The sequence below is a fragment of the Nitrospira sp. CMX1 genome (assembly GCF_054902215.1).
This window is the reverse complement of record NZ_JBUBKD010000047.1, coordinates 18,015-40,488: the sequence shown is the minus strand read 5'-3', so window position 1 is coordinate 40,488 and position 22,474 is coordinate 18,015. Positions and strand designations below refer to the sequence as shown.

Genomic DNA, 22,474 nt, shown 5'->3' with positions numbered 1-22,474 from the left:
AGAGTCGGTGGTTGTGTGAAATGGCCACTCACCAAAATCCGGCAGTACATCAAGGCTCGTCTTGAAGAGCAAAGGGCCGCACGCGACCTGCGACGGAGGCGGCGATGCAAAAGGAAATGACCGTGCTCCATGAAATAGATCTCAAAGTCTTGGTCGATTCTCTAGAACCACCAGCCTGGTTGGCCCAGTTATGGGTCGAGCACCCCGACATGATGACAGCCGTATACCTTCTTGTCATCGCGGGCATTCTTGGTTTGGTTGCGTCATTACGGGTGTTTGTGTGGCTCCTCACAACGGGCCGTATCCCAAATCTTGAACGCAAATTGAACGAGTGGGACAGGCGCCGAATGCAGAAAAAGGACCATGCGAACAAGCCAACTAAGACCGACAAGGAGACCCGCAATGATGATCCTCAATGAAGTGGTGCGTCAGATGGAACGGCAGAAAAAGAGCAAACGCATCAAAGTCGCGTTTGCACTCGATGGCGACGATGCCGAGACGTTTCTGGAGGCCTATCAGTCAACCGTGAAAGACAATGCGTTGAGTCAGGGACAGTTCGCGGGGCGGATTCTTATTGTCGCACTGGAGCGCGAACTGGGGGGCCGTCCACGGCGAAAACGATCGCAGGGAGAGAGCGCTAGCTCGTGATTCTCATGCGCGATTCGGAGCAGGCCAGGCTGGATAGGTACGCGGTTTTTCTATTCACACCCATGCAACCCATCCAGGCATGGGTGTGCGAGGGATGCGAGCCGGTCGGGCTGGATCAATGAGTAGGCCAGGCAATGAGTTCGGGGAAGAAATGGCTCCGCTCTGTGCCTGGCCCGCATCATGGAGATGAGCGTCTCACATGGTGGACGCTCCAACACAAGAAGCCAATGAATTGCCTGAACAATAGATGACTCAGATCCCGTGACAGAGGAAAGGAAGAATCGAAATGCAAATCAGAGTGAGGTTGAGTGAACAGATGGGCGCAGCCGTCAGACAGCAAGCCGGGCAGCGGCGAGTTCATGTGCATGATTATGTGCGTCATCTCCTGGAGCGGGGACTGTTTGTCGATGTGATCGCCTTGGCGCGCGTGGCCCAGGGACAATCACAGCCAATGTCTCAGCAGATTGTTGAAGCGATGTTTGAGACACGCAACCTCCTGCGCTCGCTCGTATCGGTGCGTGATCAACAGACGGTACATCGTGCGCAAGCTGAGGCCAAACGTGAGGCGGATGTGTGCTTCGAGAAAGGAGGGGGCCATGCCTCTTCTGCGTCCTAATTTTGGTGGAAATTTCACCAGAGGATCAGACACTGCCGCCACACACATGCGGCTCATGACGAAAGGCATGTTGTATTGTTTCGGTGTGTTTCTGATGACATCCGTGGCCCTGACCGTATGGCTGGTGCGTGAAACGGTGGATCGTGCGGAATGGAATTGGCTAACCGGAGTGTTCTTGGCGAATCGAGCCTGCCCTGTTGAGCACGATCCTGCCTGCCGACTGATCTTCGGCCTTCCCTCGTCCGATGGTCCGATCGCAATGACGGCTGAGGAACTCGTGAGGCTCTCTCGTACCCCTGAAGGCGAACAACGTCTGACTGGGGTGCACCAGAAGCTGCTCACCGCGGTTGTCTTCGCGATGATGGCCGGATGTCTCACCGCGACCGCAACCCTGTTGTATTTTGAGTTCAGGGGGCGTCGGTTGAAGAAAGCCGTGCAAGTCTCTGGGCTGTCTCTCGTTCCGTCGTGGATGTTGTCTGGGAAGTTACGGATCACCCGGCACGCCAGCCCGCATGTGATTGGAGGCCGATGGCCACGGGTGCCATGGAATTCTGGCGTCCCGATGGTGCGTGCCTCGGAGACGTTGCACAGTGTCTACATCGGCGCCACCGGTGCGGGCAAAACGCAACTCATCCATCAACGGCTTCAGACGGCCAGAGCGCATGGTCAACATGCCGCCATTTATGACGATGGAGGGATTCTGCTGTCGCATCACTTCAAGTTGGGAGACATCATTCTCAATCCGTTCGATGCCCGCAGTGCCTACTGGACTCCGTTTGCGGAAATCCAATGTGAGGCTGACTGTCGAGCCGTGATGGAAAGCTTGTTCCCCATCAGCGAGCGGACATCTGATCCCATCTGGATCAACTCTGCTCGTGTCTGGGGGACCGACATTCTCTGGAAACTGTATGGCGAGGGCTGTCATTCGAATCAAGCGATCTATCACACGATGAAGGCAAAGTTGGACGAGCTGATGATGCGATTCGAGGATACGGTGGCCGGATCCCAAATGGCCGTCGATCGTACCGGTGAAAGTATTCGCGCGGAGCTCTTGAGTCGAGCGGAGATCTTCAGATTCTTACCGGATCCGCCCCATGGTGTCCGTAGCTTCTCCATTCGCAACTGGGCGGCGAATCCAGAAGGCTGGCTATTCTTCCCGGTTCAAGAACGATGGCATGCGCTCCTGAAACCGCTCTTGAGCGTGTGGGTAGACCAGCTGTGTCTGTCTCTCTTTTCCCGTCCTCCCCACCGGCCAGGCCCTTGTACCTGGCTTGTGCTGGACGAAGTCGGCAGTCTGCAGCGTCTGCCGACTCTTGAACGACTCTTGATGAAGGGGCGGAAATTCAATTGTGCGGTGCTCCTCGGCATTCAGACATTTGCTGCCCTTCGAGCCGTGTACGGCGTTGAAGCGGCGACCAATCTACTGGGGAACTGTCACACCCGTGTGGTGCTGTTGCTCACCGATGCAGAAACTGCGGAAGAGGCCAGCAAGCTGTTTGGCGAGATCACGGTCATGGAACCGGATGAGTCCCTCTCGATGGGTCCTCACCCCATGCGAGACGGCATGACCTTGTCCCGTCGCGAGGTCCGCCGGCGACTGATTGCGCCGGAGCGCTTTCTGAGTCTTCGCCGGCTGACAGCCTACGTCAGGTTGCCCGAGGATATGCCTGCCACTCGTATCCGGTGCCAGTATCGGCAGTGGCCGATGATTGTCCCTGCGTGTGTTCCATTCTCGTCTGTTGACGAGATGTCCGATGGGTCTGGCCCTGGTGGTGTGGATACGGATCACGGCGCATTAGCTGAGCTTGCACGTGAACTGGCAGAACCGGTCACTCATTCACCTGAAGGTGAAGGCCGATAGGGTCGCTCGATCATGATGAGCATCACAAGAGTCACGCGTGCCAGTGCGCAACAGTACTATAGCCGTGAAGATTACTACAGCAAGGACGCCGAGACGCGCGATGCCTCGGCCTGGGTTGGGGAAGGCGCGCAGCGCCTGGGTCTCGTCGGACCCGTGGAGACTGAGCAGTTCCAGAATGTACTCGACGGACGGATGCCAGATGGAGGTGATTTGACGTGGAATGGAGGAGATGGCCGTCGAGCCGGATTTGACGCGACGTTTAGCGCGCCGAAATCAGTGAGCCTGTTAGCGGAGATCGGCCAAGATATACGGATCGTCGATGCCCATCGTGAGGCGACGGCAGTTGCGCTGACGTTTCTGGAACAGCATGCAGCCTATGGCCGGATCACGGAGAAGGGTGACACGCGGACTGAACACACGAGCAATCTGGTTATCGCCACATTTGATCATCACACCAGCCGGTCGGGCGATCCGCAACTCCACAGCCATTCTGTGATCATGAATGTGACCCAACGAGAGGATGGAGCGTGGCGAGCGTTAGCCGGAGAAAAGTTGTATGAGGCCAAGATGGCAGCCGGAGCCGTCTACCGTGCCACGCTGGCCCATGAACTCCAAGATCTCGGGTATCACATCCAGGTTACCCATGCGGATGGCAGATTTGAAGTGGCGGGCATCACAAACGCGCAGCTGGATGAGTTCAGCCAACGTTCGCAAGACATTCGCCAAGCGATGGCGGACTATGGTCTGTCTGGCGCGAAAGAGTCAGAACGAGCGACGCTGCTGACTCGCGAGTCAAAGCAAGACAGAGATCTGGACCAACTCCGACAGGAGTGGACGGCACGCGCTCAGGATCATGGATTGGATGTGAAGGGGCTGGTCCTGAGTGCTCAGGAAAGGGCGGACCTTGGAGGAGAACGAGCGGCAAGTAGCCTTTATGCTCAAGAAGCGGTTGAGTGGGCGATCGAGCATACAACGGAACGGCAGACCGTCGTCAAGAGTGTGGACCTTCAGCGGTTCGCGGCTGAGCGAGCGGTGGGAAAGGCGAGCTTCAGGGATGTTCAACAGGCGCTCGCTCGGGAAGAGCGGGAGGGATACCTCATCCGTGTCGGAGATCGCTATACGACCCTGCAAGCCTTACGGGTGGAGCATCAGATCATTGAGAAGCTGAAAGACGGTCAGCATAGTCTAGTTCCCCTTCTGGATCGGCAACAGGCGGAGCAGGCGCTTTCAGGCTATGGACTGACAGGAGGGCAAGAGCGGGCCGCGAATCACATTCTTACGTCCTCGGACCGATTCATCGGCGTTGAAGGATGGGCTGGCACTGGAAAGACCACGATGTTGCAGCGCGTGCGAGACGCCACAAGCGATAGCCGAGTGGAGTGGCGGGGACTCGCCGTCTCCGCCTCGGCCGCACGAACGTTGCAAACCGAGTCGGGAATTCCATCCGAGACCGTGGCGCAGTTCTTACACAATCCGAGAACTGCGCCGACCACTGCGGCACCGAATGGCGTGCAGCGTGTGTATGTGCTCGATGAAGCATCATTGCTTGGCACACGGACGGCGTATGCGGTGATGGAGCGGGTGAACAGGAGCATGCGCGCGCGATTTTTGTTGGTGACCGCAATCAATTATCGGCCATTGAGGCGGGAAAACCATTTGCGGTACTCGTGAATCACGGAATGGAGACGGTCCGTATGGATGAAATCCTACGGCAGCGAGATCCGGAATTGAAGTCGCTCGTCGAGCTGGTGGCCCAAGGGAAGACGGTGGACACCGTTGGTCACCTCGAAGAAACCGGCCGAGTCGTCGCCATGGCGGATCGGACGGAGCGGTTGAACTGGGTGGCGCACGAGTATCTTGGACAGAGCCCAGCTGCGCAACAGACGACCCTGGTCCTCACGGGCTCTCGCGCCGATCGCGCGGCGTTGAATGAGTTAATTCGAACCGGACTCAAAGAACAGGGCGTCCTCTCAGGCAGGGAGATTCGCGCGGACGTGCTCGTTCCGAAAGATCTCACCAAGGCGCAAATGCGAGAGGCGTCATCGTTTCAGGCGGGGGATGTCGTCCGGTTTGGGAAAAGCTATCAAGGATTGGGCATTGAGAAGGGGGAATATGGGTCCGTTGAAGCTACCAGTCTGGATCGCGGTACCGTCTCGTTGCGGATGCAGGCGGACGGACGTGCGGTGGAATGGCAGCCACAGCAACGTGTGATGGTTGAGGCATATCGGAATGAAGAACGAGGGTTGCAGGACGGCGACCTCATCCGATGGACGCGAAACGACCACGGGCAGGATCGACGCAATGGTGAACTCGCCAGAGTCAGCATGGATGCAGAACAGGGCACGGTGGTCGTACGTGATCACAAGGGGAATGAAACGGCGTTGGACCTTAAGGGTGAGCGACATTGGGATCATGGTTACGCGGTTACGGTTCATGCCAGCCAAGGACGGACGGCCGACCGCACCGTCTTCTTGGCCGAGAGTCAACAACTCGCCACAAACAAGGAGGGATGGTATGTGGCGGTGTCGCGGGCGCGGGACGATCTGCGTGTGGTGACGGATGATGTTGCCGCATTGAAGGAAGCGGTCGGGGAAAGTCGTGTGCAGAGTAGTGCGATTGAAGCGGTGGAGCGGTATCGGTCGGAAGAGGTACGGGAGCCTGTTTCGGACAGACTCAGTTCTGGTCGGCAGATGGAGATTGAACGGTAGGACAGATTGGGGGAAGTCTTTTGCTACGTGGAACCACGCCACGTCTGCAACGACATCCCCCAGGCCCCCTGGCAGAGCGCCGGCGTACGCCCGCGCAGGAAGGAGACTTATGACTGACAAAGGAAAGACACGAGCAGCCGTATGGTAAGGGGGCGGCCGTTGCTCAACATTCAAGAGGCGAGTCAGTACCTTGGGGTCTCGCCCCATACGCTGTATACCATGGTGAGTCAGCGTCGTGTTCCGTTTGTGAAGGTCGGGCGGTTAACAAAATTTGATGTGGTCTTGCTGGAGGAGTGGCTGAAGAAGCATACGGTGATGCCGAAGGCCTCTTGAAGCGCGTGCTCACATGTGAGAACATGCGCACGTGACGAGACTTCGAGTGATCCGCGAAAGAAAGGGGGTGAGTTTGCGGGCTCTTGCCGGGATGTCCGGTGTCGCCTTGGCGACCCTCGTGAGGATTGAGGGCGGGGGGTACGATCCGCGACTCAGTACGTTGAGGAAGTTGGCCAAGGGGCTTGAAGTCACTGTCACTGAATTGATTGGAGAGGAACGACGCACGAAAGGAGGGAGGCCGTGGGACTGACGAAACGGAAAGACAGTTACTACGTCGAGTTCCCAGTTATGGAAAGTCCTGACGGAAAGACCTTGCAACTTGCCCGAGGGGTTCCTGGGGCTCGACTGAAGCGCTGGAAGGTTGGTTGCGCGAGTAAGCAGATCGCGAAAGAAATGGAAGCCAAGATCAAAACCGATTTGTTGATGGACAAGGTGAAGAGTGAGCAGGCCAAGCCCCTGCTTTTTGGGGAATGGGCGCAAGTCTATCTCGATTTGGAAAGGATCAAACAGCTACGCTCCTATGTTGGCAGGTCCCATAGTATAGAGAAGCATTTAATTCCGTTTTTTGGCCGAAAGCTCATCACTGAGATCAAGCCGGAAGATATTGAGAAGTTTAGAGGGCAAAGAAAGCGAGCCGATGGCAAGCCAGCAAGTGTCCAAACCGTCAACCATGACCACATTGCCCTCAAGCATTGTTTGAACATTGCAATCCAGCGAGGGCTGCTCGGGACCAATCCTGCATCGAGGGTTCCGATGCCCAATCCGAACAACGAGCGTGACCGGGTGCTCTCTGCTGAGGAGTGGGATAGCTTGTACCGTTCGGCCAAACCCCATTTACGGCCGGTCTTACTCGTGGCGTATCAGTTGGGACAGCGATTCACCGAGATCACAGAGCTGACGTGGGATCGTGTCGATCTCAAGCGCGGATTCATCACGCTGCGAGCGATTGATACGAAGACCAGGGTTCCTCGGCAGGTCCCGATGACCCCTGATGTACGGATGCTTTTTCAACGGCTGGCAAAGGTCAGAAGTCTGGTAACGAAGCACGTCTTCTTGTATAAACAGAGGCCACTGAAGCGGATCAGTCGGTCCTTCAAGACCGCTTTAGAAGATGCAGGAATCACAGATTTCCGGTTTCACGATCTGCGACACTGTGCCTCGACCAATTTGAGGCGTGCGGGTGTCGATACGGCCACGGCCATGAAAGTTGTCGGACACAAGTCAGAGAAGATGTGGAAGCGCTACAATGCGATCGAGGAGAAAGACTTGACGCAGGCGGCACAAAAGCTTAACACATACCTCAAACTTAACACCGTAATAACACCTGGCCAGACCAGGTGTCAGGGCGGTGCTCCTAACTCATTGAAAAAGCAGACGCGCCCGTAGCTCAGTCGGATAGAGCATCAGCCTTCTAAGCTGAGGGTCGCTGGTTCGATTCCAGCCGGGCGCACCACCCTATAGTGTCCATCACTGAGGTTTTTTAGGTATCTAAACGGTAACGATAAATCCTCGATCTGAGCGGTTCGAAATCCCTCCGTCCGGTGATAAGACAATTTTTTGGCATAGACCAGCCTGAGAATGATCCGTTTGTCCTCCAAGCGGTCGGAACTCCAATAATGACAGGGGTTTTCTAAGAAGGTCATAGCGGTTCGAAAACAGTCCTCGAAGGGTTCGAGTGGACGCCCGCATTTGTCGATTCTTTCTTTGAGGCAGCACGGCAGCCAACACGATTGATGGCGGCAATGGTGATGATACTATCGAGGGTGGCGCTGGCAATAACACGCTGACCGGTGGTTCGGGTATCGACACCGTGAGCTACATTAACGCGGGTTCGGCGGTGACTGTAAATCTCGCCACAACAACCGGCCAGAATACGGCTGGAGCAGGAACAGACACTATCTCAGGGTTTGAAAACCTGAGAGGTTCTGCGTTCAATGACACGCTAACCGGTAACAATAGCGACAACGTTATTGAAGGCGGTGCCGGTAACGACACCATCAACGGTTCGGGTGGAACTGATACGCTGAGCTATGCTAATGCGGGCTCGGGCGTAACAGTCAATCTTTCAACCGCAACAGCGCAGAATACTGTTGGTGCCGGAACCGACACGATCAGCAACATGGAAAACCTGATCGGCTCGGCTTCCCACGATACGCTGACCGGAACATCAAACGTCAATATCATCCAGGGCGGGGCAGGTGCAGATACGATCAGCGCAGGCGGTGGAGCAGACTTCCTCTATGGCGGTGCAGGAGCCGATACATTAACCGGTAGCACGGGAGGGGATGCTTTTATCTTCGAAGCGGCAACGGCTCTCGGCGCATCGGACACAATTACCGATTTCAGCACGGCACAAGTAGACAAGCTGGATGTTTCCGACATTCTCAGTGCTTATGGCCCGCTCAGCCATGCGATTTCGGATTTCGTACGTATCACGGACAACGGCACGAATAGCTTTCTGTCCGTGGACCAGAATGGCGGCGGCAACAGCTTCACGCAGATCGCACAACTCTCAGGTGTGACGAATATTGCAGCCGGGGCTACCGCCACAGAAACCGAGCTCCAGGCGATGATTACCGCCGGGACGTTAGTGGGGTAGCCAAGGGACTAAACGTTTCTTGTGCTGCTGTCCCTGGAACATGGTGCAACACACCATGCATCCCTCATGACTTCGCCGGTCGGACAGAGTGGCGTCCGCTGTCACCCGAGACATACCGGAGAGTAGACTTTAGAGGCATGTTCACGGAAGACACGCAAGATGTGTGTTGTACTACAACACAATCTTGGCAAGGGGTGCGTGCCGCCCCCGTTGCATCCCCCTGCATACCGGCGCATTCAGGCATTGGGCCTTCTTGCGCCGCGCGGGTGAGCTAGGCCGCTCACCCGTGAACCGCCGCCGACGCTCCGGCGGTGGCAGGCAACCCCCTGGGGCTTTGCCTGCGTCATGACTCCTGCAGGGTCACGGGAGGGGAGAGCCTTCGTGCTGCCCCCTTAGACCCCCATGGCCAAGGGGACTTCGCTCCCCTGTGGAACCCTCGAACCGAATGGGAGGACCTTAAGCCATCCCCCGTGCTTTGCCGTGCTTCTCCCAGGAGAGAAAGCAGGCAGACATGCTTGCGTATGCTGGGTGTCCTGGCATAACCCGCACATCCGCCTGCGAGAGGTAAGGTCCCTGATTTGACGCCCTTGTGCCATATCAGCTATTACGGCGCATAATAAAATTATGATCCGCGATTAATAAGATGATGAAGAAAAAACCGGGGAGGAACGCGCCGTGTTGGTGCGGGTCCGGCCTCAAATTCAAACATTGTCACCTTGGCCGGGAGAGTGAGACGCCGCTTCCATTTCAAGCCGTGGCCAATGCCGCTCAAAAAGCCGGGGAGTTCAAGACCTGCTTACATCCGCATGCATCGAAAGTAACTTGCGGCAAGGTAATATCAGCCCACACTCTTCAGCGTTCCCGTGTCCTTAAGGAGATTGCCAATGCCCGCAATCACGTCTTTTCTTTTAACCCGCCGCGTATGGACAACGAAGGGCGGCTCCACTTGCAAGAGCGCGGCTGGCGCGAGGCGTCCACCTTTACGGCATTCTGCGACAAGCACGATACCGAACTCTTTTCAGCGCTTGAGACGGAAGATTTCACCGCGACGCCGGAACAATGCTTCCTAATCAGCTACCGGGCGCTTTGTTGGGAGCTCCACCGGAAAATAGCCGCTACACAATCAAATCCAGTCATCGCAGGCATGATTGATCGCGGCGCGCCAGACTTGATTCAGAGAATGGTTCAAGAAAGACTGAGTATTCAACAGGCTGGATTCACGAAAGGCATGGAAGACCTCAAGCAGACGAAAGCGGAAATGGACACCGATTTGGCCGCGGGAGATTACAGCCGCTACGCAATTCAGGAAATCGTCCTCGAAGGCCCAATGTTGGTCGCAAGCACCGGCGCAATAACACCCAACCGCTCGCTAGGAGGAAAGACATTACAAGTATTGCACGATGTGTCCGCTCGAACCCAGTGGCTATCTTTCGGAGTAGACGTAAGTACGCGGGGCGTCAGCGTCGCTTTTATCTGGAAGCACGATGAGCCTGCGCCTGCCGGTTACATGAAAGAAGTGATGGCGCTGAAGGATGACGAGCTCCCGCAATTCCTGATCCAATTTTTCTTTGCCCACTGTGAAAACACCTATTTTATAGATACATGGTGGAAATCGCTTTCCACAAACGACCGACTCTATTTGGAGGGTTTGATGAGAAATTCAAACCCATACTATTTCCCACCAGAGTACGATCTTCGACGTTCGCTAAGCGCAACGCGCCTGCTTTCAAGGCGAACGATTTCACCAGGATGAGCATGAAAATTAGGAACAAGCTGTGCCCATCGCGAACCCAAAAATTAGTGAGTAACTGGGGTTAAGAAATGGATACACAAACGTGTATCCATAAGGTACAATCGCGGGCATGAAGGAAGGTGGGTTCAGAGTACGAGTCGAAAAAGACCTCCATGAAGAGTTTATGGCCACCTGCCGCAGGCTGGGCAGAAACGGTTCGGAGGTCATACGGAATCTCATGCGTGATTACGTTGCCCGCGAGTATGGAGGTTTACAGGCTTCGCTGTTCGAACGCGCTGATAGCCAAACGGCAAACAAAGAGACCAAGGGAGGGGCCAGATCATGGCATAAACGCACATGACCGCTCCGCCTCTTATTCCCATCATCAGTGAATCCGAAAACGCCACGGTTACAACAGAGAGTGGCCTGTTATCCCTTGCCATAGAACTGGGCGCTTCCGACGTAAAAGGATGGTCGCGGGCCGAGCAGAAGCTGGCAAAATCCAGCATTCCTGTTTCCCGTAAGATCGTTTCTTTGATGCGTGAACAAATACAATCGGGACTAGACCCGCTTGGTGATTTGTTTACTGCCATCCGAACGCCCGAAGTTCGGCGCGATCAGGGAGCTACCTACACGCCGCACAGCATTGTCAATGCGATGCTTGCGTGGGCTGAGGAACAAGATACTCCGGCCCGAATCGTGGACCCTGGCACAGGGTCGGGACGCTTCCTTTCGCAAGCGGCGAATATCTTTCCGAAGGCTCAACTCGTTGGCGTTGAACTTGATCCGCTCGCTGCTATTGTTGCACGCGCTAATCTCTCGGTATCGGGTTTTGCTAATCGTGCCCGGATTGAACTTGGGGATTACCGGAGTATCGATCTCTGCTCTAACGCAAGAACGCTCTTCGTCGGAAACCCGCCTTATGTCCGTCACCACTTAATCAGTCCCAAGTGGAAGACTTGGTTAGTGAAACAAGCTGAGCGATATGAGCTAGAGGTAAGCCAGCTTGCTGGCCTTCACGTCTATTTCTTTCTTGCGACGGTTCAGAATGCTCGTGCAGGTGACCTCGGCGCTCTGATTACCGCCGCTGAATGGCTTGATGTGAACTATGGGAAAGTGGTTCGGGAGCTCTTCCTGGGTAAGCTCGGTGGTCAAGGCGTGGTTGTTGTTGAGCCGACCGCAAGACCTTTCCCAGATGCTGCGACAACAGCCGCAATCACGTTTTTCAAAATCTCAGATAAGCCTGCGTCCATTCGGCTCCGCCGCGTCAAAAGACTGAAGGACCTTAAAGACCTCTCCGGTGGTCGGGCAATTCGTCGCGAGCGGCTTGAGACCGAGCGTCGCTGGTCTCGACTGACATTTGGTACACGCGAGTGTCCTGAAGGATTTGTTGAGCTGGGTGAGCTTTGCCGCGTGCACCGTGGACAGGTAACAGGTGCGAATCGAGTGTGGATTGCCGGAGAACACACTGGCGGTTTGCCGGAGCGGGTTCTATTCCGAAGTGTTACAAAGGCACGCGAACTGGTTTCCGCTGGGAAGGTGCTTGCGGATGCAAGTGGCCTTCGCAGCGTTGTTGATCTTCCCAAAGAACTGGACGGCTTCGATATAGAGGAGAAAAAGGCAATCGACCGCTTTCTTAAGATCGCCAAGAAAGTCGGCGCAGATTCTGGCTATGTAGCGAGCCATCGCCGTGCGTGGTGGTCTGTTGGTCTTCGCGACCCTGCACCAATTTTGGCTACTTATATGGCCCGCCGCGCGCCTGTCTTTACACGCAATCTTGCTTCGGCACGACATATAAATATCGCGCATGGGCTCTACCCACGGGAACAGCTGAGCGAGGGCCAGTTGGTCGCGCTGGTTGATCACCTATCTACAGGAATCAGTGTTATAGATGGCCGCACATACGCAGGTGGACTTACCAAGTTTGAACCCGGCGAAATGGAACGATTGTTCGTGCCTGGTCCTCAAATCCTGTCTCAGCGAAGCCAAATTCAATAATGATCGCAGCACCCATATGGACGCCAGAAGAACTGAAGCGGGAAGCTCTGGTAGCCATCGAGGTATTCAGAAAGCGGCGAATGGAAGAGCCGCTCGAAGAATATCTTGAGGCATTCGACAAGTATCAGGGCATTATTGAAGACCTTCTGGAGCAAACGGTCGACCTGAGTGATGTGAATGGACCGCTGATTCAGGTTGTTACTAATCCCAATCTGCTCGAAGCCCTTCGCTATCTCGCAGGACCACCGATTTCGGCTGATGATCTCAAGACCGTGGCAAATGTTGTACTCACACCTAAGAAACTCGCAAAAGACCCAGAGATGGCAAGGACCATTATTAAGGTCATTTTTGATGGACTTGATCGGCGTCGGTTTCCTTGGGTTCTGGAGGAACGCGAACCTACTGAGGCTGAGCGAGGCGCGGCGGTACTTGCCTCCGCTGCATTGATGGCAACACGGCACGTTGGTACCAGCCGCCGCCATCTGGACAAGAAGGAACAAGAAGAAGATGTTCTGACCGCTCTCGCGGATGCGGGTCTCACACGAGTTGCGACTCGTAGCGTAAATGTTACCAACGAAGCTCCAAAAGCGGGAGAATTCTGTGGTGAAAGCTTGTTGGGAAAGCGCAAGGCAGACATTCTTGTCGGCCTTTGGGATGGCCGAATTTTGCCTATCGAATGTAAGGTATCGAACTCTGCTACCAACTCGGTCAAACGCCTAAACAATGATGCTGCAGCCAAAGCCGAAGAATGGCGCAAGGATTTCGGTGCGGTTCAGGTTGTTCCAAGTGCAGTCCTAAGCGGTGTCTATAAGCTCCGCAATTTAGAAAACGCTCAAGGTCGTGGTCTTCATTTGTTCTGGGCCCATAACATCGCTCAGCTTATCGACTGGATTGCCAAAACGAAGAAATAATCGGTGACATTCCCTCACCAGCCTGACGCAGCCATCAGTTAGAAGGCGACTTCACTTCCACTTTGTAATTACCAAAATCCCCAGAAATTGATTTGCGATCCCTGTGCTTGCAGAATTATCCGCAAGCATGTATGCTTGCACAACAATCTGCAAGTAGGAGGTCTATATGAAGGATGAAAGTAAAGTCGCAGGAGCGGTCGCACGGGCTAAATCGCTAACACCTGAGGACCGAGCAGCTATAGCACGCAAGGCCGCTTTGGTGCGCCATGGCAAGGAACTCCCAAAGGCGATAGCTGAAGGGGTTCTTCAGTTTGGGGATTTGAAACTGACTTGCGCTGTCTTGGATGACGAAAAGAACACCAGAGTTCTTACACAGGAAGGGTTCCTTGTGGCCATAGGTCGAGCCGGAAAAGCAAAAGGAGGAGAAGGAGCGTCGGTCGACGGAAAACCGGCTTTTCTACGCGCAAAGAACCTGGAACCCTTCGTTTCTAAGGAATTACTAGAGTCGACCATTCCGCTGGAGTTCATACCAGAGAAGGGCCCTGGCTATCAGGGACGAGCATTTGGTTACCGCGCCAGCCTCTTGCCAGATATTTGCTGGGTATATCAAGAAGCAATGTTAGCCGGCAAGCTTCTATCCGGGCAACAGCACATCGGAGACGCGTGCAAATTTCTTCTTAAGTCGCTAACAAATTATGCAATTGAGGACTTAATCGACCGAGCTACGGGATTTGATGACATCCGGAAGAAAAAAGCCGTTCTTAAAATCATTGAGCAGTTTGTCCGAAAAGATGCACTGCCATGGGTTCGAATGTTTGATGCTGAATTTTATCGTCAGATTTATCGTCTTAATCAATGGCCATTCGATCCCGAAAATACAGCCAGGCCAGGAATTATCGGACATTGGACGAATGACATCTACGATAGGCTTGCTCCTGGGGTAAGGCCAGCCCTGCACAGTCGTGTAAAGCGAAATGCTGATGGCAAACCGACTCAAAAATTGACGCAGTACTTAACGCCGGAGGAAGGGAAGCCAAGGCTTCGGGAACTGTTGGAAGGCGTCAAAGCCTTGATGCGGATTTCAAAAGATTGGGCTGATTTTATGATTAAGCTGGATGCAGTGTATCCGAACTTTAACACAACGCTTCAACTCCCATTTGATGGCGGACTAACTTCACGAAAGAAGCTCGGGTAGAACTGCCATTTAAGAAATGTTGGTTATAAACAAAATGATCACAATGGTTCGCATTGGTAAATGCACTCGTAAATTTTTCTCCTTACGATTTTACAACGGTCGTGAATTGATCTCGTCTTCGAGATTCTTGAGCGATGCCAGGCATGTACGTTGATCGGCGCTGTGCGGCTTACAGCTGCAAAACATATTGAAAGTGGCGCGGTAAAGTGTGTGCAGTTCATTTGTGCTGCGTGATGCCAGTTCAAAACGTGTGATGAGTTTCATCATTTCCTCCGTTTGTTGGAGGCCCCGACCACCGGAGCCTTTCCGGCCCCGGTCACAGAACATCGTAGGCGAAAGACCCGGATGGGCGGCGGATTGGTTAAACGGAAAGGAAGTGCGGAAATGACGCGAATTTAAATGCAAGGATCATGCAGTGATGATCTGTAGTTCTATCATATGTATCTAGCGTGATTGGGAATCTGGCGAACTTGCATGGACATATTGGCAGGAGTATCGTTGCCCGAGCCAAATCTTATGGGGTTTAGCAAGGATGGCTTGAGCGCAATATGAACTGCTATTGGCAGTTAAATGATGAAGAAGAGCTCTTGAAGAGCGGGTTTACGCAATCAGTGACCTTTCTCCGCAGTCCAGCGGGACCACAATATCAAACCGAGGAAGCAATAAAGAGGGACCTGCTGGAGTTTGGTAGGGCATTTCATAAAGGGTTATTTGAATTTCACTATAAAACCATCGAACACATTCTTCGCATAGAGGAATGCCTGAAGGGTGGAGGCAATAATCCATCTCCCGATGAACAATTGTCTAAGCGCGGATGGGACCGGGTTCGGCAAATTCTTAGGACTTTTAATGATTGTATACTGTGGACAACTTTTTCAGAACCATCCTTCGAGATTTCCCGCCTTTGCCGGAATCGTTCAAGAGGATTCTTATCCGATCAGAATCCGCAGTCGATTTTAAAGGTTCTCAGCGACCTCTCGGCGAGCGGGAATACTCTTGCGATTTGGAATGATGCGACGAGATGTATCGATCTACAAGATATTACAGCCCTATCTCTTAGTCCGCGCGCGAGGCGATTTTACGAGGTCAAAGAAGGTGTTGTTAACCTTGACATACTGGAAGTGTTAGAAGCAAAGGACTTTGAGACGATTTTATCACGAATGGAAGATTTCTTTTCACAGCATGGTTCCAAAGGTTTGCAACAGCTTGAACGGTGTATTAAGCAGGGCATGAATGCTGAAAAAACTCATGCTCTCGTTGCGAATGATTGTGTTATAGACCCTTTCAGCGGAATGAATCGAACGGCCTATGTTCCTAAGCAACCGTTGACGAGGTATGACGCGTGAGACTTGAGCGACCTGCTACGCCAGGTTAGGAGTCGAGAGTTTGCTTCTACCACTGTAGACAATTGTTTGCATATTCTAGCCATTAACCAAAGATACCGAAGAGACGGGGTTTCGATAGATGATCTAATTGATAGAGAACTAAAAACTAGAATGGTGAAGCCTAGCCTGGATGAACCGAACTGTAACGAGCTATTGATTTCCCTTCAGGATACAATCTATTCACCTATTTCCATGCCAGTCATGGTGCGACCGCTTGACCCTGAAGATATTGCGGACATTTGTATCGGCAACATCCTTGTCGTGTTCATGTTTGACATGAATGCCTGGGGGAAGCTCTTTCAGAAATGCCGGTTTACGTGGTCCACAGTGAAAGAGGGTCGCAGGGAAAAATCAAAGCCATTTCTTGAAAGACAAATGGTCGTTGATGATCGTATACCGATGATCACATCGATGACTAACGATCGTGTCATTAGACTAGGCGACAAGATCATACCTCGGTTGGTTTGCGAAGGGATTGCACCATCTTCCATGGCTCAAACGTATGAAGATAGAATTATTCACACCGAATGCGATGAACAGCCAACATAACGATTGGTAAACCAATGACGCATCAGCCTGAATTTGCGGTTACAAATATAATCACCTCCAATGACAAAGAGATACCACAGGATACTTTAATTAAAGTTGGGCTTGGTTCAGTGCCCGGTACGGTAAGCATCCATGTGCAGTTACCCGGTCAGAACGATTGGCGAGTATATACTGATCTTCCCATTGTGGGAGGGAAGGTGGTACTTCCGGTGAAATTGGTGTTCCTCTGTCATGCGAAGGAAGATGTAAGTTTCGTGAGAAATCTTGCAGCGAAACTCCTCCAGGACGGATTTCTTTGCTGGTTTGACGAAAAGGCGCTATTACCAGGGGATCACTGGAAATCAAAAATTGACCGTGCCATTGATCAGTCCGACTTTGTGATTGTGTTTCTCTCTTCTAATAGTGTGAATAAGATAGGATATGTCCAGCGTGAGATTAAATATGCTCTAGAAAAGCAAAAGTTAAGGCCAGAGGGGGCCAGATATATCATTCCACTCATCATTAATGACTGTAAAATTCCTATGAGCTTTGAGGATATTCACTGGCTTCGGGTTGAACCAAATGAGGAATGGTATCTCACCCTCAAAACATCCCTGGATACTCACTAACGACTTACCTAACCTGCATACCTGCATCGACGTTCCATAGACTGAAAACAAATGGGTTACAGTTCCGGTGTGTAATCGATATCGCGGTGTTTTTGACGTGGCGTAAATGCTTCCTGAGGCGCTTGGGAAGGTGTTCCGCCCATCTCTATGTATTTGGCGATTTCTTTCCTGAGGTCCTGAACCCTCTGCTTGTGATTCTCTATGACCGGCTGGATTTGCTGTTGCAGTTTTTGGCGATGGGTAATCTGCTGGTCTATAAGCAACTGCATTTCGTCCCTGTCGCGAATACGGCAGTTTTTCGTTTCGCGTTCGTTCTGTTCCCGGATTTTGGAATATTTTCCAGTGATCCGAAACCAAATGCCCTTGAAGCCCTTCGGTAGCCTCTGCGAGCGTTCAACGGATTCTTGGAGCCAGCGCTTCTCTTGCTTCTGCTGTAACTGGCTCCGCTCGTTTTGATGCCGATGCTGCAGGCTGCGCTTCTTTTGAGTGAAGGGTTGGACCTGTTGCTTAAGCCGGGCTTGTGTCTCCTGGATATAGGTCTTCAGCCTGTCGGTCATGCGCTTGGCAATCTGGGTGCTGACTTCCTTGATATCGGGGAGTAACTCGGGATCGCCCAGACGTTCTTTGAGGGCTTTGGTCTTGATTTTCGTCCAGCGGGATAAAGAGTACACTTCGCCCTTGTAATCCATGGCGACAAACCCGCGCCGGTCGCCCTTGGCCAGATACAGGCCGTATCCATTCAGGGCTTGCTCGAATGACGCTTTGTTATCTGAAGCCGCCCAGCAATCCTGAAACAGTTTTTGCAGAAGCTTGGGGTCTTCTCCGGCCCGCTTGGCCTGCTGCCACTGGGCCAAGGTGAAGTTCAGGGGATTGCGTTCCTGCTCGTTCAGGAGCCCCTTGGGCAGGTCCCAGCCATACTGGAAATAGAGCTGCCGGGAAATATCCTGTAGCTTCATTTTGTAATAGGGCAGATTGATCGCTTTCATCTCCTCGGCATCGACGCGCGACCAGACACAATGAGCGTGACGCCTGCCTTCTTTCTCGTGGAATACGACGGCACGGGGCTGGCCTTCCAGATCCAGCTTGGCTTCAATGTCCGCGATGGCTTTCTCGAAGTATTCGACAGGGACGGATTCGGTTTCTGGGGGATTGAGACTGACCGAGAACATGTATTGCTCACACCTGGTGCCACGGCTGATGGCGTAAATCTCCTGCAAGGCTCCCGGCAGGTCCTCGGCCACGAAGCCCTTCAGTTCATGAATCTCGATATGTTCGTTGTCTTCAGCCTTCAATAGGTGGGATGCCAGCCGGGAGGCCCCGCCACGTTGCGAGCCTTTGAGGATCATGGCCCGCTCCCTGACCCGGTCACAGGATCAATCCCAAGGCCCTCCATCAACATCTGGCGCATGGCCCGGATATCGGCGCAGGCGCTCAGAAGGGCTTTCTCGGTATCCGGGGAAACCTCCAGGGAACCGCAATTGGCGGCCTTGGCGAGCTGATTGAGGTTATTGGCTAGGCGGGATTGGCCCAGTTCGGCCTGAAGGCGGGCCAGGACCTGATGATCCTTGACCGGGCTTTTACGGGGTTTGCGCCGCTTTTTAAGCAAATCCTCGTCAAAGATGAGGGATCGCAGAAATGCCCCCAGCGGCATGCCCGCCGCAGCGCGGTCAAGCTGTTCCCGTTCCTCGGATGTGAAGCGCACCGAGAACGGCGAAAAAGGGGTATGACGGTCTTCGGCCATGACATTGGCACCCGTATCAACACATTACACACTCGTCCCCGGTCATCCGGGAAACGTCCCTTTTGTCGCGTTTTTTAGGCTCTTTTGTTCTAACGGCAGCAGTCCACACTGCCCGCACGGTCATAAACCGTGCGGATTCAACATCTTGCTATCAACTTGGAGATTGGCTACATATAGCGGAGAGCCTTGGAGGATGGCATTCCATTCCCCCAAGGTTTGAAACAGCCGGTTCGAAGTTTCTCCTCGGACCTGCACCAAACAGAGCTTCCTCATACGGCGTGCGTGTAGTGCTATATCGTGATTGCCCTACGCGGATAAACGCCGCTAGTCATTGACTCCTTCGATCATGCCAGCGCGATTCAGATCCCATTCCTCTTTTAATGGCCATGCCATATCTCAGGAAGTATTGCAGTTCATTGTAGTCAAACTCTCCCTCACGCCGCTTATCGGGATGTCCACTTCATTGGGACATCACCGACGAGTTGAACCCCCTACATAGATACCAACCCAAAGAAGGTATTTCACTAGTAGACATTCGAAGGGCTAGTCCCCTATAGTTTTACTCTCACTTTCACGTATCAAGGATTTGGTCTGGTATGCGTCGGCTGCTTCGTCCACGTGTGGTTATCAGTGCGGTAATTGGCCTCATCGCTTTTTACGCCCTCTTTGGATTCGTGCTGGTTCCCTACATCATCACGTCATACGTCATTCCCGCTGTCTCTGAACAAATCAAGCATCCTGTCGTGCTTCGCGAGGCGGCGTTCAATCCCTTCGCCTTATCGCTTCGTCTTACCGGACTAGAAGTGCGGGAACAGAACGAGACGCCGATGGTGGGGTTCGAGGAACTGTTCGTGAATCTACGCGCGGTGACGCTGCTCTTTCAGAAAGTGGCGTTCGACGAGATCCGCCTCGTGATGCCGTTTGTAGCTGCTCGGGTCAATTCTGAAGGGAAGTTGAATCTTCTGTCGTTAGTTCCTCCTGCGGAAGGAACAGCTCCCCCACCCCCTCAGCCGACCGGTGAACCCAAGAAACTGATGCCGGTGCAGATCGATCTTCTGGAGATCGGGCAAGGGATTGTCGAGTATCGCGATGACTCGAAGGCCAGGCCGATCGCCATTGACGTCGTCCCGTTTGAGATCAGGTTGCGAAACTTCAGCACGATTCCTGTTGAGGGAAGGGAGAATGCCCATGCCTTCACCGCGGAGATTGGAAAGGGAGAACAGATTTCTTGGGAAGGGACCATCTTTCTGGAACCGATGGAGTCGGATGGGCGCGTGAATCTCTCAGGGATCAAACTGAAGACGTTGCATCAGGTACTGCGTGATGTGGTGCAGTTTGATATTCAGGAGGGCGTCCTTGGTCTCTCTGCGTCGTATCATTTCGATCTTCGGGGTGAGGCGCCTCAGGCGACTGTTAAGAATGGCAAACTCTCGATTGACAATCTTGCGATTGTCGAGCGGGGCGGGATCGATCCGGTTGTGACGGTCCCGGTGTTTGGCGTGGAGGGGGTTCAGCTCGACCTCCAGAAGCAAACCATCGATGTCGCCAAGGTCCATTCGGCCAATGCCCGGTTTGAAGCCTGGCTCGATGCTAAAGGGGTGCTCAACTTTCAGCCGTTGTTTACACCGGTCGGAGGAGGTAGCGGGACAACGGCAACATCCGCTCCTGTGAAGAAAGAATCGGCCAAGGCTGCGAAGCCCTGGTTCATCACGATGGATGAGGTTGCGTTGCGAAATTATGGAGCGGCTTTTGAAGACCGAACACTTCCGCGACCTGGACATGTGGATGTGACCGCGATGAATCTGACGGTGAAAGATGTGGGGATTCCATTTAAGAAGCCACTGCCGATCGATCTGTCGCTGAAACTGAATGAGACCGGCTCGATCGGAGTGAAGGGAACGGTGACGGTCGAACCGTTGAAAGCTGATGCCGACCTAAAGTTGGAGCACATCGAATTCCATCCCTTTCAACCCTATCTTGATCGGTTCCTCAACGCCGATGTACGGGATGGTGCGATTGATCTTGATGGAACGGTGCATTTTGTCAAAGAACATACGAACGAGCCCATGCTGAAATTTCAGGGCAATCTGGGTGTGAATCAGCTGGCGATCGCGGAGCGCAATGTCCTTACCGATGCTGTGTCGTGGAAGGCGTTGAACATCAATCGCATTGCGCTGGACGTCGAGCCGACGGCAGTGAAGATCGCGGAAATCGTCTGGCAAGAACCGAATGCACAAATTGTGATCGGTGCTGACGGGAAACTCAATCTCTCAAGGCTCGCGGCTCCGCCTCCACCGACCGATCACGCATCGGCTAAGAAAGAGGCTGAAGGCGAAAAGCCGCAAACCAAATCGGCCGAGCCCGTGCCCATCACAATCGATCAGGTCAAATTGGTGAAGCTAACCACGACATTCGAGGATCAATCGATTGAACCAAGGGTCAAAACAGGTCTCACGGAGTTCGGCGGGACCATCAAAGGGCTGTCGTCCAAACAGCTCAAGAAAGCCGACGTCAACCTGGCCGGGAAAGTCGGACGAATCGCTCCGTTTAAGATCGTCGGGAAGATCAACCCATTGAGCGAGGACGCGTTTACGGATTTGGTCATCACCCTCGCCGGCATGGATCTCAGACCGACCGGTCCGTACAGCGGCAAGTACGTGGGTTACGGATTGTCGAAGGGGAAATTGTCGCTCGACTTGAAGTACAAAGTATCGCAAAAAGTGTTAGAAGCTGAAAACCTTGTCCACGTCGATCAACTCACGTTTGGCGAGAAAACAGATAGTCCCGAGGCCACCTCGCTGCCCGTCCCACTGGTCGTGGGACTGTTGAAGGATCGCAAGGGCCAGATCGAGATCGATATGCCGATTCGCGGTAACCTCAACGACCCGGATTTCAAGTACGGCAAAGTGGTGATCTCAACCTTGCTCAATCTCCTGACCAAAGTCGTTGCGTCGCCGTTTTCGTTAATGGGCAAGTTGGTACCTGGTGGCGGAGAGAGTGAGGACGGCCTGCAGTTCATCGAGTTCCAACCAGGCAGCACGTCGTTGACCGACGAGGATGTGAAAAAACTTGAGGCTTTAGAGACGGCGCTTGATGAGCGAGCCGGACTTCGGTTGGATATCAAGGGAACATTCGATACGACACTGGATCGGGCGGCCCTTCAGGCGATGAAACTCCACGATCAACTGTTTGAGATGAGTGGGAAGCCTCGGGAAGCAGCAGGCTCCAATCCTGATACGCTCTCCCCCAAGGACGAGCAACGGCTGGTCGAAAAACTGTATGCGAAGCTGCCGCCTCCTGATCCGTCTGCTGCATCAACCGAGCTCACTCAACCGACGCTGGAGGCGATGAAACAGCGAGTGGCGGCGGCCATCATGATTTCTGATGCCGAATTAGAGACATTGGCTCGGCAACGTGCAGAGGCGGTCCGCAATCTGCTTCTGGAGAGTGGAAGACTGACTGAATCGCGAGTGACTCTACTGGATTCGGGAGCTGCTGAGTCTGGTCATGAGAAGGTGCGTACTCAATTGGCACTCGCCGCCGGCTCCTAACATCATTTCCCAGAATTAGGGCAAGCAGGGCCTGATGCT

The 22,474-nt window shown here is 53.5% G+C and carries 20 protein-coding genes, 1 tRNA gene and 1 pseudogene; 20 read left to right on the top strand and 2 right to left on the bottom strand.

Features of this window, described 5'->3' with window-relative positions; translation table 11 throughout:
* Positions 1 to 104 precede the first annotated feature (104 nt).
* The 19 genes and pseudogenes from ACYX34_RS12845 (at position 105) to ACYX34_RS12755 (ending at position 17,143) form a co-directional block, all read left to right on the top strand.
* Complete coding sequence (locus tag ACYX34_RS12845) at positions 105 to 419, top strand: hypothetical protein (RefSeq protein WP_462076964.1); 315 nt, start codon at positions 105 to 107, stop codon at positions 417 to 419.
* Positions 403 to 648, top strand: a complete 246-nt coding sequence (locus ACYX34_RS12840; RefSeq protein ID WP_462076963.1) for a hypothetical protein — start codon at positions 403 to 405, stop codon at positions 646 to 648. Before ACYX34_RS12845 ends, ACYX34_RS12840 begins: the two co-directional genes overlap by 17 nt.
* A gap of 286 nt (positions 649 to 934) precedes the next feature.
* A complete protein-coding gene (locus tag ACYX34_RS12835; protein WP_462076962.1) occupies positions 935 to 1,264 on the top strand; it encodes a hypothetical protein in 330 nt (109 codons plus the stop codon).
* A complete protein-coding gene (locus tag ACYX34_RS12830) occupies positions 1,245 to 3,125 on the top strand; it encodes a type IV secretion system DNA-binding domain-containing protein (protein WP_462076961.1) in 1,881 nt (626 codons plus the stop codon). Before ACYX34_RS12835 ends, ACYX34_RS12830 begins: the two co-directional genes overlap by 20 nt.
* 12 nt (positions 3,126 to 3,137) lie before the next feature.
* Positions 3,138 to 4,796 (top strand): MobF family relaxase, encoded by a 1,659-nt coding sequence (mobF, locus tag ACYX34_RS12825; RefSeq protein ID WP_462076960.1) that lies wholly within the window; start codon positions 3,138 to 3,140, stop codon positions 4,794 to 4,796.
* Positions 4,730 to 5,833, top strand: a complete 1,104-nt coding sequence (locus tag ACYX34_RS12820) for an AAA family ATPase (protein ID WP_462077007.1) — start codon at positions 4,730 to 4,732, stop codon at positions 5,831 to 5,833. Before mobF ends, ACYX34_RS12820 begins: the two co-directional genes overlap by 67 nt.
* A 159-nt stretch (positions 5,834 to 5,992) precedes the next feature.
* Entirely contained in the window at positions 5,993 to 6,166 is a 174-nt protein-coding gene (locus ACYX34_RS12815; RefSeq protein WP_462076959.1) for a helix-turn-helix domain-containing protein, read from the top strand.
* A 31-nt stretch (positions 6,167 to 6,197) separates the two neighbouring features.
* Positions 6,198 to 6,416, top strand: coding sequence for a helix-turn-helix domain-containing protein (locus ACYX34_RS12810; RefSeq protein ID WP_462076958.1), 219 nt, complete (start codon positions 6,198 to 6,200; stop codon positions 6,414 to 6,416).
* Positions 6,407 to 7,552, top strand: coding sequence for a tyrosine-type recombinase/integrase (locus ACYX34_RS12805; RefSeq protein WP_462076957.1), 1,146 nt, complete (start codon positions 6,407 to 6,409; stop codon positions 7,550 to 7,552). Before ACYX34_RS12810 ends, ACYX34_RS12805 begins: the two co-directional genes overlap by 10 nt.
* Positions 7,543 to 7,619, top strand: a tRNA-Arg gene (locus ACYX34_RS12800). Before ACYX34_RS12805 ends, ACYX34_RS12800 begins: the two co-directional genes overlap by 10 nt.
* A 267-nt stretch (positions 7,620 to 7,886) precedes the next feature.
* Positions 7,887 to 7,967, top strand: a pseudogene (locus tag ACYX34_RS12795) (hypothetical protein); the annotation flags it as partial.
* A gap of 9 nt (positions 7,968 to 7,976) precedes the next feature.
* Positions 7,977 to 8,765 (top strand): type I secretion C-terminal target domain-containing protein, encoded by a 789-nt coding sequence (locus ACYX34_RS12790; RefSeq protein ID WP_462076956.1) that lies wholly within the window; start codon positions 7,977 to 7,979, stop codon positions 8,763 to 8,765.
* A 643-nt stretch (positions 8,766 to 9,408) separates the two neighbouring features.
* Positions 9,409 to 10,518 (top strand): YecA family protein, encoded by a 1,110-nt coding sequence (locus ACYX34_RS12785; RefSeq protein ID WP_462076955.1) that lies wholly within the window; start codon positions 9,409 to 9,411, stop codon positions 10,516 to 10,518.
* A gap of 336 nt (positions 10,519 to 10,854) precedes the next feature.
* Positions 10,855 to 12,495 carry an N-6 DNA methylase gene (locus tag ACYX34_RS12780; RefSeq protein ID WP_462076954.1) on the top strand — a complete coding sequence of 547 codons (1,641 nt, stop codon included), beginning with the start codon at positions 10,855 to 10,857 and terminating at the stop codon, positions 12,493 to 12,495.
* Positions 12,495 to 13,406, top strand: coding sequence for a XamI family restriction endonuclease (locus ACYX34_RS12775; RefSeq protein WP_462076953.1), 912 nt, complete (start codon positions 12,495 to 12,497; stop codon positions 13,404 to 13,406). The genes ACYX34_RS12780 and ACYX34_RS12775 overlap by 1 nt, the downstream gene beginning before the upstream one ends.
* Positions 13,407 to 13,572: 166 nt before the next feature.
* Positions 13,573 to 14,601: a P63C domain-containing protein gene (locus ACYX34_RS12770; protein ID WP_462076952.1), complete on the top strand. Its 1,029-nt coding sequence runs from the start codon at positions 13,573 to 13,575 to the stop codon at positions 14,599 to 14,601.
* A 548-nt stretch (positions 14,602 to 15,149) separates the two neighbouring features.
* A complete protein-coding gene (locus ACYX34_RS12765; protein ID WP_462076951.1) occupies positions 15,150 to 15,947 on the top strand; it encodes a hypothetical protein in 798 nt (265 codons plus the stop codon).
* A 150-nt stretch (positions 15,948 to 16,097) separates the two neighbouring features.
* The gene (locus tag ACYX34_RS12760) at positions 16,098 to 16,535 is read left to right on the top strand and encodes a hypothetical protein (RefSeq protein WP_462076950.1); all 438 of its coding nucleotides are present in this window, start codon (positions 16,098 to 16,100) and stop codon (positions 16,533 to 16,535) included.
* A 14-nt stretch (positions 16,536 to 16,549) separates the two neighbouring features.
* Positions 16,550 to 17,143, top strand: coding sequence for a toll/interleukin-1 receptor domain-containing protein (locus ACYX34_RS12755; RefSeq protein WP_462076949.1), 594 nt, complete (start codon positions 16,550 to 16,552; stop codon positions 17,141 to 17,143).
* A gap of 56 nt (positions 17,144 to 17,199) precedes the next feature.
* Here the strand turns inward: ACYX34_RS12755 and ACYX34_RS12750 are convergent, their stop codons facing one another.
* Positions 17,200 to 18,489 (bottom strand): relaxase/mobilization nuclease domain-containing protein, encoded by a 1,290-nt coding sequence (locus tag ACYX34_RS12750; protein WP_462076948.1) that lies wholly within the window; start codon positions 18,487 to 18,489, stop codon positions 17,200 to 17,202.
* Positions 18,486 to 18,884: a plasmid mobilization protein gene (locus ACYX34_RS12745; protein WP_462076947.1), complete on the bottom strand. Its 399-nt coding sequence runs from the start codon at positions 18,882 to 18,884 to the stop codon at positions 18,486 to 18,488. Before ACYX34_RS12745 ends, ACYX34_RS12750 begins: the two co-directional genes overlap by 4 nt.
* A gap of 596 nt (positions 18,885 to 19,480) precedes the next feature.
* Between ACYX34_RS12745 and ACYX34_RS12740 the strand changes: the two genes are divergently transcribed.
* The gene (locus ACYX34_RS12740; protein ID WP_462076946.1) at positions 19,481 to 22,435 is read left to right on the top strand and encodes a DUF748 domain-containing protein; all 2,955 of its coding nucleotides are present in this window, start codon (positions 19,481 to 19,483) and stop codon (positions 22,433 to 22,435) included.
* Positions 22,436 to 22,474: the final 39 nt, after the last annotated feature.